Consider the following 13,058-nt stretch of genomic DNA (forward strand, 5'->3'; position numbering starts at 1 on the left):
TTTTCTTATTACGGCATTAGCATTCTTTTTTAGATTCTCTGGGATTGTAGAAACAGAATAAATTTGAGCATAATATATAGATGCCATAGCAAGGGCAGTTATACACAGTATTTTCGTCATTAGATTTTTTTCCTAAAATAAGCAATTATTGATAATCATTTAACAATAATTAACAATATAATTCAAAACATAGAGAAAAAAAATAAAGCTCCAAATATTGGAGCTTTATATAGTATTGAATTACTGATGTTTAAACATCAATCTTCGCATATTTAGCATTCTTCTCAATAAATTCTCTTCTTGGTGGAACATCATCACCCATTAGCATAGAAAAAACATTATCTGCATCTACCAAATTGTCAATAGTTACCTGTTTCAAGATTCTATGTTCAGGATTTAGGGTTGTTTCCCAAAGTTGCTCAGGATTCATTTCCCCAAGACCTTTATAACGCTGCACTTCCACACCTTTTCCATCTGGAGCCATTTCCAAAGTAAACTCTTCACGTTCTTTTTCGTTATAAGCGTATACTTTTTTATTACCTTTTTTCAATAGATACAAAGGAGGTTGTGCGATATAGATATAGCCATTCTCAATAAGTTCTTTCATAAATCTAAAAAAGAACGTAAGAATAAGCGTTGAAATGTGTGAACCATCGATATCAGCATCGGTCATAATAACAATTTTGTGATATCTAAGTTTAGCCATATTCAAGGCTTTACTATCTTCTTCTGTACCTACCGATACACCAAGTGCTGTATAAATGTTTTTAATTTCTTCGTTATCATACACCTTGTGCAACATAGATTTTTCCACATTTAATATTTTACCTCTCAAAGGCAAAATCGCTTGGAAGTGTCTATCTCTACCTTGTTTTGCAGTACCACCTGCCGAATCTCCCTCCACAAGGAATAATTCTGACACAGAAGGATCTTTAGAAGAACAATCTGAAAGTTTCCCTGGTAAGCCAGAACCTCCCATTGGAGATTTTCTTTGTACCATCTCACGAGCTTTCTTTGCAGCTTGTCTTGCTTTTGCCGCTAAAACGACTTTTTGTACAATGATTTTAGCTTCATTAGGGTGTTCTTCCAAGAAATTAGTAAGCATCTCCCCAACAATTTTATCTACTGCACCAGAAACCTCAGAGTTACCCAATTTGGTCTTAGTTTGACCTTCGAACTGAGGTTCCATTACTTTTACTGAAATTACAGCAGTAAGACCTTCACGGAAGTCATCACCCGTTATTTCTACTTTTTCTTTCTGAGGAATCCCCAAATCATCAGCATATTTCTTTAGTGTTCTTGTAAGCGCACGTCTAAAACCTGCTAAATGCGTTCCTCCTTCATGGGTGTTGATATTATTAACATAGGAATGTAAATTCTCGTTAAATGATGTATTATAACGCATTGCCACCTCCACAGGAATGTCGTCTCTATCACCTTCCATGAAAATTACATGCTCCATTATAGATTCTCTACTTCCATCAATAAACTCTACAAACTCCTTCAATCCACCTTCAGAATGGAAAACTTCAGTTGGGAAAGTTCCATCTTCATTAGGAGTTCTTTCGTCAATTAGAGTTATCGTAATTCCTTTATTCAAGAAAGAAAGTTCTCGAAGTCTTGAAGCTAGTGTATCATAATTGTATATAAGTTCTTGGAAGATAGTACCATCTGGCTGAAAGAATACTTCAGTTCCTCTTTCTGCAGTAGTACCAATTTCCTCAACATCAGCTAACGCTTTACCTTCAGAATATTTTTGTTGGTATAATTTTCCGTCACGGCTTACAGTAGCCACCAATAAAGTTGATAGAGCATTCACACAAGAAACCCCTACACCATGCAGACCTCCAGATACTTTGTAAGAATCTTTATCAAACTTACCACCCGCACCAATCTTGGTCATTACAACCTCTAATGCAGATTTTTGTTCTTTTTCGTGAAAATCTACAGGAATACCTCTACCATTATCTTTTACGGAAATACTTTCTCCTTCATGAATGGTCACCTTAATGGTGTCACAATAGCCCGCTAGAGCTTCATCAATAGAGTTATCTACTACTTCATAAACCAAATGATGAAGACCTCTAACTCCTACATCACCAATGTACATAGATGGTCTTAATCGTACGTGTTCCATGCCTTCTAATGCCTGGATGCTACTTGCTGTATATTGTTTTTGACTCATATAAATTAATAATTTTTGCGTAATGCAAATACATACAAATATCGTGATTTTTTTCGACTTATGAAAGTTAATTAAGCGCAAAAAAGTTGTTAAATTTCTCCTATTTTAATAGAGATAACGTAATTTTAAATAGAGTAAATTTTTAAGAAAAGATTTTATGGTAATTGGATAAATTGTGTAAATAAAAATGCAGGCTTTGGGAAACCTGCAATGAATACTTCTCTTTTATCATGTGTGTGTTTGATGTCGTAAAACTATGTAAAGTATTTTTATTAAATACTAAAAAAAGCGAACTTAAAGTTCGCTTTTCTATACTTATCATTTTATAGCAGTTTATGCTAATTTAAAGTACACTATATCTTCTATTTTTTCTGCTTTCAGAAGATTATTTTTAGTTAAAGTCTTAGATGCTTTATCCCATTTTTTTCCAGAAAATTTAGTTTTATCTTTTACTTCTAGCATAGGCATCTGCTCGCCAGACTTCAAGATGTCTAAGATAAGTTTTTCATCATCACCCAATTCTATCTGCGGAACTGCTTTTTCTGGTCTCATCTGAGGGAAGAACAATACTTCTTGGATAGAAGCATTATTGGTAAGGAACATAATTAATCTATCCATCCCGATACCTAAACCAGAAGTTGGTGGCATACCATATTCTAATGCTCTTAGGAAATCTTCATCTATGAATTGTCCTGCTTCATCATCACCCTTCTCAGCAAGCTTCAATTGCTCTTCAAAACGCTCTCTTTGGTCGATAGGATCATTCAACTCAGAATAAGCATTTGCAATCTCTTTACCACAAACCATAAGCTCGAAACGCTCTGTAAGACCTTCTTTGCTTCTGTGTTTTTTGGTAAGTGGAGACATCTCTATAGGATAATCTGTGATAAAAGTTGGCTGGATAAAGTTACCTTCACACTTTTCGCCGAAAATCTCATCGATTAACTTCCCTTTACCCATCGTTTCGTTCACGTCGATACCAATAGATTTAGCAAAATCGAATAATTCTTGTTCAGATTTCCCGGTAATATCAAATCCTGTAAATTTAAGAATAGCTTCTGTCATAGAAACTCTTGGATATGGTGCTTTCCAATTGATCGTGTGCTCACCAAAAGTTGATTCTGACGTTCCATTAACTTGTGTTGCACAATGCTCTAATAGTTTCTCAGTGAAGTCCATCATCCAATTGTAATCCTTATAAGCAACATAGATTTCCATTGCTGTAAATTCTGGATTGTGTGTTCTATCCATCCCTTCGTTACGAAAGTTTTTAGAAAACTCGTACACACCATCGAATCCACCTACGATCAATCTTTTAAGATACAATTCGTTGGCAATTCTTAAATACAAAGGAATATCTAATGCGTTATGATGAGTGATGAACGGTCTTGCTGCTGCACCACCAGGAATAGATTGCAAAATTGGAGTTTCGACTTCAAAATAATCTGCTGCGTTGAAGAAATTTCTCATTGCAGTGAACAATTTTGTTCTCTTCACGAAAATTTCTTTTACTTGAGGATTCACAGTAAGATCCACATAACGCTGTCTGTATCTCATTTCTGGATCATTAAAGGCGTCATGTACTACTCCGTTTTCGTCAGTTTTTGCCTGAGGAAGTGGGCGTAGTGCTTTAGTTAATAAAGTAAAGTTCTTTACTAAAACCGTCATTTCACCTACTTGAGTCGTGAATAATTCTCCTTCGATACCAATGATATCTCCAATATCTAAAAGGTGCTTATACACCTCATTGTATAAAGTTTTGTCTTCTCCAGTACAGATTTCGTCCCTGTTGAAGTACACTTGAATTTTACCTGCAGAATCTTGCAACTCAGCAAAAGAAGCTTTCCCCTGAATTCTGCGAGACATCAATCTCCCTGCGATTTTCACCTGTTTACTTTCAGAAAAATTCTTCTTTATAGATTCTGTAGAATCTGTAATTGTATATTCTTCTGCTGGGAAAGCGTTTATTCCCATTTCAACAAGCTTATTCAGCTTTTCTCGTCTTACGATTTCTTGTTCTGATAATTGCATTATATTTTTTTAAAAATAACATGCAAAATTAGTGATTTTTCAATTGATGGTCAATTACTTTTTCAGAAATATAAAGAAGATTGATAAAATATTTTATACGAACTAAATTTTGACTATAAAAAAGGTTTTAAATCAGCGTAATACTGCGGCCCGGCTTGAGCGAAACTCCTTATATGGAGGCTGAGCGGAGTCGATGCCTACAAATAAGAGTGGGAGCGGAAGACGGAAATTGCCGCCATAAAGAATATTGTTATTATATTAAGATTGCCAATCTTTGTGCTGAGATTGAGGAACAAAAGTCCATGCAATAAAGCGACTTACCTTCTGCCCTTGCGCCATTTCTACAGTTTTGAAATCTAGCGTTTTTACTTTTTTGAGAAGCTTCGTAAGTTTATATAGATTTTCTTTTTTGGAAACTAAACAAGTGAACCACAGCACTTGATGGGAAAAATGTACGCTCTCAAAAATCATCTTTGTGATAAATGCGAAATCGCCTCCTTCGCACCACAATTCGTTCTGTTTTCCTCCAAAATTGAGGTTTTGCGTATGATTTTTTGAAAGTTTAAGATTTTTTGTTTTTCTAATATTCCCTTGGTTTGCACTTTCTTCAGAATCGTGGAAAGGAGGATTGCACATCGTAAACGTAAAACGATCTTGCTTCCCTATGATATTTCTGAATATAAAATCCTGATTAGCTTGAAGTTTAAGCTGTATAGATTCTTCTAATTTATTGTTCTCTATAATATTTTGGGCATTTTCTAAAGACTCTTTCGAGATATCCGAACCAAACATTTGCCAATTATAAATTTTTGTAGCAAGCAAGGGATAAATAAGATTGGCGCCAACACCAATATCCAAACCTTTTATCTTATTTGTTTTGGAATTCGAATTGTGAGTTTCTGATAATAAATCGGCAATATAATGGATATAATCTGCTCGTCCCGGAATAGGCGGGCAAAGATTTTCTTTTGGAATATCCCAGAAATTGATTCCGTAATGTTGCTTTAATAATGCTTTATTGAGCAATTTTACGGCTTCTGGAATACTAAAATTAATGGTTTGAGTCTGATAATCGTTAATGAAAACATAAGATTCCAATTCTGGCACACAGGCGATAAGTGAGGCAAAATCATACGACTGACGATGCACATTTCTGGGGTGCAGATTGGGTTTCTCGGTATACATTAATTTTAATTGTTGCTCAGGATAGAAGTTGCAATGAGCATTGCATCTTCTCTACTCATAGTACTGTGCGAAGGCATTTGTACACTTCCCCAAACATCCCTATTGCCACCAATAATTTTGTCTGCAAGTGCAGATACGTTCTCTGGCGTATTGGGATATTTTTTGGCAATTTCTTGATAAGAAGGACCAATCATTTTTTCGGTAGCGTTGTGGCAACCTACACAATCTGATTTTTCAATCAAACTTTCTCCAGTTACGGGTGTAGGAACGGGTGTAGAAACATCTGCTATAGGTGAAGATTGTTCTACTGCTTGCTCTTTTTTAGAACAGGAAAAAATCAGTAAACTGATTATTCCTGTTAAAATTATTTTTCTCATTATTTAGTGGCTGTAGAGTCTGCTACTACTGGTGCTGGTGCTGGATTTGCAGCAGGAGCCGGTGTATTTTTAGCTGTTGTATCTACTATTGCAGATGCAGCTGGCTCTTCTAACATAATATTTGTATCTTGTAAAGAATGCTCAACTTTTTTTGAACAGTTAACTACAAAAAGACTTCCTATAAATGCGATTGCTAATACTTTTTTCATTGTTTTCTAATTTGATGCAAAATTATAAAAATAAAGTTTTAAAAAAGAGATTTTAGGTCTTTTTTAATTCGTGTTTTTTAAATTTTGATATGAAAGTAAAATTCGAACTTAAATTGAAACATAATTATATCTAAAATTTGTGAATAACTATTGATTTCAGAGAATAAAACGTCTTATAAGCTACAGTAGCTTGATTTTTCATATTAAAATTAATTTAAAAAAGATCTAAAATAATATATCTACATGAAAAAAAAGATATACATTTGCCCTATGTTTAATACAAGTAACAACTTTTGGTGGTGGCAATCAAACTCTTCGTCGGGTCTGATGCTATTGTCTTGTTGTTAAAATTACGACTAGAATATTATAGAAAATATATAAGACTTTGACGATTTCGTTGAAGTCTTTTTTTGTGCCCAATTGTAAAATAACACCTTATGGAAAATCATAAAATACCTGTAAAAACAACCTCCCGAAAATCTTTGGGTGATCTACAAACTCCGATGAATATCTATCTTCAAATAAGAGATAAATTTCGCGATACCATCTTGCTCGAAAGCTCTGATGTAAAAAATATAGATAATAATTTCTCCTTCATAGCCATTAATGCGATTGCTGGAATAGAAATAAAAAACACGGAGGAATACGAAATAAAACTTCCCAACCAAAATCCTCAGAAAATAGCTTTAGGCAAAGAAAAAGTAACCGAACTTTTACAGAATTTTTCCAATATCTTCGATTGTGAAACACCTAAATCTCCTATTGAAGAAACAGCGCAAAGTTTATTTGGGTATACGAGTTTTGAAGCGGTCCAGTTTTTTGAAAATGTCACCTTAAAACCTCAAAGTAAAGAAATAGAAATTCCAATTTTAAGATACAGATTATACCAATATGTGATAGCGATTAATCATTATAACGACGAGATGTATTTGATTGAAAATCATATTCAAGGTTTGAAATCTGAGGTTTATACACTGGAAAATTTAATTAAAAATAAAAATTCAGTTGTTTATCCTTTCGAAAAGATCCAAGAAGAAACTTCTAACCTTACAGATGAAGAGTATCTAAATTTGGTAGACACGGTGCAAAAGCACTGCATGAGAGGCGATGTATTTCAATTGGTTCTAAGCCGCAGGTTTCAGCAAAAATTCAAAGGTGACGAATTCAATGTGTATCGTGCTTTAAGAAATATCAATCCTTCACCTTATTTATTTTTCTTCGATTATGGAAATTACAAACTTTTCGGATCAAGCCCAGAAAGCCAATTGATAATTAAAGATAAAAAAGCCATTATTCATCCAATTGCGGGAACATTCAAACGAACGGGAAATTTCGAGGAAGATTTGCAATCCATAGAAAATCTTAAAAATGATGCTAAAGAAAATGCAGAACACACGATGTTGGTAGATTTAGCAAGAAATGATTTGGGAAAATTGGGTAAAAACATTACCGTAACAAAACTGAAAGAAATCCAACTGTTTTCTCACGTTATCCATATGGTAAGCGAGGTGACAGCAGATTTGCCAGAAAATACAAATCGTTACGAAATGGTGGCGACTACTTTCCCACAAGGAACGCTTAGCGGAGCGCCAAAACATAGAGCTCTGCAACTCATCAACGAGTTCGAAAAAGATTCTAGAGGTTTCTATGGTGGTTGTATTGGCATGGTTGGTCTGAATGGCAACTGCAACCAAGCCATTATGATCCGTACATTTCTAAGTAAAAACAACACTCTATTTTACCAAGCTGGTGCGGGATTGGTGGCAAAATCTATTCCTCAAAACGAATTGGAAGAAGTAAACAACAAGCTGAATGCCTTGAAAAAAGCAGTCGAAAAAGCTGAAACCATCAATTAAAATTTAAACAACATGAACAATAATATAGAACCATCAAATTCTAAGATCTTGGTTTTTGATAATTACGATAGCTTCACCTACAATTTGGTTCAAATGATTGAAAAAATTGTAAAACATCCAGTAGATGTTTTTCGCAATGACCAAATTACTTTAGAAGAAATAGAAAAATATGATAAAATAATCCTTTCTCCCGGCCCAGGAATTCCAGAGGAAGCAGGCATTTTATTAGACGTCATCAAAAAATTTGCGCCTACTAAAAGTATTTTGGGAGTTTGTTTGGGTCAACAAGCCATTGCAGAAGCTTTCGGTGGAAGTTTAATCAATTTATCCGAAATATATCATGGCGTAGCAACACCTTCTACAACATTAAAAGTAGATGCAAAGCTTTTCCAAAATCTGCCTAAAGAGATAGAAGTTGGCAGATACCATTCTTGGGTGGTCAATACAGAAGATTTTCCTTCAGATTTAGAAATTACGGCTGTGGACAATCAAGAGATGATTATGGCTTTACAGCATAAAACTTATGATGTACATGCAGTTCAGTTTCATCCAGAAAGCATTCTTACGCCCGATGGAGAAACTATTATCCGAAATTTTATCCTTTCCTAATTTCATCCAAATACTATTATTATGAAAGAAATTTTGCAATACCTTTTCAACCAAAATACGTTGTCTAGATCTGAAGCTCAATCTATCCTTACAGAGATTGCTCAAAATAAATTCAATACGGCTGAAGTTACGGCATTTATCACTGTTTTCCTGATGCGTAATATTACATTAGAAGAGCTTGAGGGTTTCCGACAGGCACTTCTTAGAATGGCTTTGCCCGTAAATCTAGATTGCAATGATGCGCTAGATATCGTGGGTACGGGTGGCGATGGCAAAAATACCATTAATATTTCCACCCTAGCGAGTTTTATTATCGCTGGCGCTGGACAAAAAGTAACTAAACATGGTAATTACGGAGCATCAACAATTACAGGTTCATCTAATGTGATGGAAGAATTGGGTTATCAATTCAAAAATAATTCAGAAGACTTGTCGAGAGATTTAGAAAAAGCCAATCTTTGTTTTATTCACGCGCCTTTATTCCATCCTGCTTTGCAATCTGTGGGCGAGCTAAGGAAATCTTTGGGTTTGCGTACATTTTTCAATTTGTTGGGACCACTCGTTAATCCTTCAAAACCTCAATTTTCCATTATTGGTGTTTACAATTTAGAAATTGCTAGGATTTATCAGTATTTGCTTCAACAAGACCAACGCGATTTTGCTATTGTTCATGGTTTGGATGGTTACGATGAGATTAGTTTGACATCTGACACCAAAATTATTACCAAAAACACAGAAGAAATCTTCACTACACAAGATTTGGGTTTCAATGCCATACTTCCAGAATCTATACAAGGTGGCAATACACCGCAAGAATCGGCGCAGATTTTCAGAAACATTTTAGAAGGAAAAGGTACAGATTCTCAAAATTCAGTTGTTTTGGCAAACGCTGCAGTTGCGCTTCATCACACGCATAAATTCGGAGATTATCAGCAATGTTTTTACTTGGCAAAAGAAAGTTTAGAAAGCAAAAAAGCATTGGCATGTTTGCAGAATCTTATCAAATAACATTTTTATAGCGACAAATTTCCATCTTCCGCTCCCACTCTTTTTTTTTGGAAGCTGAGCGGCTCCGCTCAGCTTCCAAAAAAAAAGGAGTTCCGCTCAAGCTGGGTCGCAAGTTAGTTATCATTAGAAAATAAACCAAGAACAGAAAAAAAACACCAATCATGAATATATTAGAAACTATTATCGAAAGAAAAAAACAAGAAGTAGCCAACGCAAAATCGCAAAAATCAATTGCCGAGCTGAAAAATTCTCAGTTTTATGGTAGAAAATCTTATTCTCTAAACGAAACTTTAAAAACCAAATCTGGCATTATTGCAGAATTTAAACGAAAATCACCAAGTAAAGGCATTATTAATGATACATTTACTTCTTTAGAAATCGTTTCTCAATATGAAAAATATGGAGCGAGTGCAGTTTCTATCCTTACAGACTCTCACTTTTTTGGTGGAAGCTTTAATGATATTGTAGAAGTTAGAAATCACATTCAGATTCCTATTCTTAGAAAAGATTTTATGATAGACGAATATCAGTTCTACGAAGCCAAATCTTTAGGCGCAGATGTTGTTTTACTGATAGCTGTTTGTTTGTCTCCTTCTCAAGTTTTAGAATTCACAGAGTTGGCACATCAGTTAGATCTAGAAGTTTTGTTAGAAATTCATACTGAAGAAGAATTAATACACATCAACAAAAACATTGATTTGGTAGGCATTAACAATAGAAATCTAAAAGATTTCAAAGTGGATTTGGAACACTCTGTTGCACTCAAAAATCAACTTCCGAAAGATATTCTTACCGTTGCAGAAAGCGGAATTTATAGTGAAGAAGATTTTTTGTACTTAAAGAATAAAGGTTTTGATGGTTTTCTAATGGGCGAATATTTTATGAAAGACCAAAATCCAGGAGAGAAATTTGGAGATTTCACCAATAAAATTCAATAGACATGAAATTTAGATACGCTAGACACACTTCAAATTTAGAAAAATTAGAAACATTTTACACAAAAATCTTGGATTTTGATATTTTGGGAAGTTTTGAAAATCATGACGGATATGATGGATTATTTTTAGGTAAAAAGGATGCAGATTGGCATTTAGAATTTACAAAATCAGATGAATTAGCAAATCAAATATTTGACGAAGATGATCTTTTGGTATTTTATCCTGAAAGCAATTCAGAATTTAAACAAATTATGGCAAATATTCAATTACATTCCGTTAAAATAGAAGTTTCGAAAAATCCGTATTGGAAAGAAAATGGCATTAAAATTTCAGATCCAGATGGATTTGGGATAATAATTTCAAAAATTATTCATTAAAGACAACTCGATGAATCAAAAAATAAAAGTTTGCGGTCTCACTCACCTCAACCAAATTCAACAATTGATTGATTTGAATATCGATTTTCTTGGTTTTATATTTTACCCAAAATCTCCGCGTTTTGTTCTTACTCATCTGAGTTTAGAGGAAATTTCACAAATCGACAGTCAATCAAAAATGGGCGTATTCGTTAACGAAAGTGTAGAAAATATCTTAGAAATTGCAGAGAAGGCGCAACTTAATTTCATTCAATTGCACGGAGATGAAACCCATACTTTTATTTATCATTTAAGGGAAAAATTAAGTGATAAAATAGGAATTATAAAAGTGGTTAGAATAGGAAATCAAACTGTGGAAGAATTGCAAAAAACCATCAACCAACAATCGTCAATCGTCAATTTTTTATTATTTGATACCGATTCAGCGGCGTTTGGTGGCACAGGAAAATCATTCGATTGGAATATTTTAAACAAACTAAATATTCCCATTCCTTATTTTTTGAGTGGTGGAATTTCAAATGAAAACGCCAATGAAATTGAAAATCTGAGCCAGAAACCATTTGCTTTAGATATCAATTCAAAATTTGAAAAAAATCCAGGAAATAAAAATTTAGAAAAAATAAAAGAATTTCTACTGACTACAGAACATTTAAGATAGTAGATTCAATTTTAATTCATTTTACATCATACATTAATACAATAAAATATGAATTTTCAAAATCCAGATAAAGACGGATATTATGGTGATTTCGGAGGTGCTTTTATCCCAGAAATGCTTTATCCAAACGTAGAAGAACTTCAGCAGAAATACATACAAATCATAGAATCTGAAGAATTTGAAACCGAATATCAAGATTTGCTTACCAACTATGTAGGTCGTGCTACTCCACTTTATTTTGCAAAAAGCCTAAGTGAAAAATATGGCGCGCAAATCTACTTAAAAAGAGAAGACCTTAATCATACAGGCGCTCACAAAATTAATAATGCTTTGGGACAAGCTTTGCTGGCGAAGAAATTGGGTAAAAAAAGAATCATTGCAGAAACTGGCGCGGGGCAACACGGTGTGGCGACGGCGACGGCTTGCGCACTTTTGGGCTTAGAATGTATCGTGTATATGGGCGAAATTGATATTGATCGACAAGCACCCAATGTAGCTCGAATGAAAATGTTGGGCGCAAAAGTAGTTCCTGCAACGTCTGGTTCTAAAACCTTGAAAGATGCCGTAAATGAAGCATTAAGAGATTGGATCAACAACGCTACAAATACTCATTATATTATTGGAAGCGTGGTTGGACCTCATCCTTTTCCCGATTTGGTGGCGCGTTTTCAAAGTGTTATTTCCAAGGAGATTAAGGAACAATTGAATCAAAAATTAGGTCGCAAAAACCCCGATTATCTCATCGCATGTGTGGGTGGAGGAAGCAATGCAGCAGGCACCTTCTACCATTTTTTGAATGATCAATATGTAAAATTAATCGTAGCAGAAGCAGGCGGTTTGGGTATAGATTCTGGCAAATCTGCAGCCACTACTTTTCTTGGAACTTTGGGGATTCTGCACGGCTCTCAAAGCCTTATTATGCAGACCGAAGACGGACAAGTTATCGAGCCACATTCCATTTCTGCAGGCTTAGATTATCCAGGAATTGGACCGATGCATACCCATTTGTTTGCCGAAAAAAAAGCCGAATTTTTTAGTATTAATGATGATGAAGCTTTGCAATCTGCATTCGATCTTACCAAAACCGAAGGCATTATTCCCGCATTAGAAAGTGCTCACGCATTGGCAGTTTTGGATAAGAAAAAGTTCGAAAAGGAGGATGTTGTCGTGATTTGTCTTTCCGGACGAGGTGACAAAGACATGGAAACCTACTTGAAGCATCTCGATAATTACTAGTATTTGAGCGACATCATCCGTCTTCCGCTCCCACTCTTTATTTTAGTAAGCTTTGGCTCCGCTCTGCTTACTAAAATAAAGGAGTTCCGCTCAAGTCGGGTCGCCTATTTCACATTCAAAAGTACTGTTTGTCATTTATATTAAAGTAAAATTAGTAAAGATTTCTTAGATCAAAATGACAAATTATAAAAATGAAGTTGAACACTCGGATTATCTTTTCGAATGAAGCAAAGTGAAATGAGAAACCTCAAGAACAAAAGATTTCTCCTAATGTCGAAATGACTAAATGTAAAAATAAAGTTGGACACTCGAATTGTCTTTTCGAATGCAGCAAAGAGAAATGAGGAATCTCAAGAACAAAAGATTTCTCCTAATGTCGAAATGACAAA

12 protein-coding genes are annotated in these 13,058 nt (G+C 34.6%); 7 read left to right on the top strand and 5 right to left on the bottom strand.

Translation table 11 applies throughout. The features are described 5' to 3' along the window. Positions 1–250: 250 nt before the first annotated feature. The 5 genes from gyrB to ACKI42_RS04965 all read right to left on the bottom strand — a co-directional run bounded on the left by gyrB (position 251) and on the right by ACKI42_RS04965 (position 5,987). Positions 251–2,185, bottom strand: coding sequence for a DNA topoisomerase (ATP-hydrolyzing) subunit B (gene gyrB / locus ACKI42_RS04945; RefSeq protein WP_407403060.1), 1,935 nt, complete (start codon positions 2,183–2,185; stop codon positions 251–253). A gap of 333 nt (positions 2,186–2,518) precedes the next feature. After that, positions 2,519–4,216, bottom strand: a complete 1,698-nt coding sequence (gene lysS, locus ACKI42_RS04950; protein ID WP_407403062.1) for a lysine--tRNA ligase — start codon at positions 4,214–4,216, stop codon at positions 2,519–2,521. 258 nt (positions 4,217–4,474) lie between these two features. Then, on the bottom strand, positions 4,475–5,401 hold the full coding sequence (gene rlmF / locus ACKI42_RS04955) for a 23S rRNA (adenine(1618)-N(6))-methyltransferase RlmF (protein WP_407403064.1): 927 nt from the start codon (positions 5,399–5,401) through the stop codon (positions 4,475–4,477). Between the two features lie 5 nt (positions 5,402–5,406). Further along, positions 5,407–5,778 carry a c-type cytochrome gene (locus ACKI42_RS04960; RefSeq protein WP_407403066.1) on the bottom strand — a complete coding sequence of 124 codons (372 nt, stop codon included), beginning with the start codon at positions 5,776–5,778 and terminating at the stop codon, positions 5,407–5,409. Further along, positions 5,778–5,987 carry a hypothetical protein gene (locus tag ACKI42_RS04965; RefSeq protein WP_407403068.1) on the bottom strand — a complete coding sequence of 70 codons (210 nt, stop codon included), beginning with the start codon at positions 5,985–5,987 and terminating at the stop codon, positions 5,778–5,780. Before ACKI42_RS04965 ends, ACKI42_RS04960 begins: the two co-directional genes overlap by 1 nt. 437 nt (positions 5,988–6,424) lie before the next feature. Between ACKI42_RS04965 and ACKI42_RS04970 the strand changes: the two genes are divergently transcribed. From ACKI42_RS04970 to trpB, 7 genes are all read left to right on the top strand, one after another. After that, the gene (locus ACKI42_RS04970; RefSeq protein ID WP_407403070.1) at positions 6,425–7,843 is read left to right on the top strand and encodes an anthranilate synthase component I family protein; all 1,419 of its coding nucleotides are present in this window, start codon (positions 6,425–6,427) and stop codon (positions 7,841–7,843) included. Between the two features lie 12 nt (positions 7,844–7,855). Then, a complete protein-coding gene (locus ACKI42_RS04975) occupies positions 7,856–8,452 on the top strand; it encodes an anthranilate synthase component II (protein ID WP_407403072.1) in 597 nt (198 codons plus the stop codon). Between the two features lie 21 nt (positions 8,453–8,473). Further along, on the top strand, positions 8,474–9,460 hold the full coding sequence (gene trpD / locus ACKI42_RS04980; RefSeq protein WP_407403074.1) for an anthranilate phosphoribosyltransferase: 987 nt from the start codon (positions 8,474–8,476) through the stop codon (positions 9,458–9,460). Positions 9,461–9,621: 161 nt separating this feature from the next. After that, positions 9,622–10,398 (top strand): indole-3-glycerol phosphate synthase TrpC, encoded by a 777-nt coding sequence (trpC, locus tag ACKI42_RS04985; RefSeq protein WP_407403076.1) that lies wholly within the window; start codon positions 9,622–9,624, stop codon positions 10,396–10,398. A gap of 2 nt (positions 10,399–10,400) precedes the next feature. Next, positions 10,401–10,775: a VOC family protein gene (locus ACKI42_RS04990; RefSeq protein WP_407403078.1), complete on the top strand. Its 375-nt coding sequence runs from the start codon at positions 10,401–10,403 to the stop codon at positions 10,773–10,775. A 10-nt stretch (positions 10,776–10,785) separates the two neighbouring features. Beyond that, positions 10,786–11,433 (top strand): phosphoribosylanthranilate isomerase, encoded by a 648-nt coding sequence (locus ACKI42_RS04995; RefSeq protein ID WP_407403080.1) that lies wholly within the window; start codon positions 10,786–10,788, stop codon positions 11,431–11,433. A 48-nt stretch (positions 11,434–11,481) separates the two neighbouring features. Then, entirely contained in the window at positions 11,482–12,669 is a 1,188-nt protein-coding gene (trpB, locus tag ACKI42_RS05000; RefSeq protein ID WP_407403082.1) for a tryptophan synthase subunit beta, read from the top strand. The last annotated feature ends 389 nt before the right edge of the window (positions 12,670–13,058 follow it).

This window comes from Chryseobacterium sp. (assembly GCF_045629545.1).
In the GTDB taxonomy this organism is placed as follows: domain Bacteria; phylum Bacteroidota; class Bacteroidia; order Flavobacteriales; family Weeksellaceae; genus Chryseobacterium.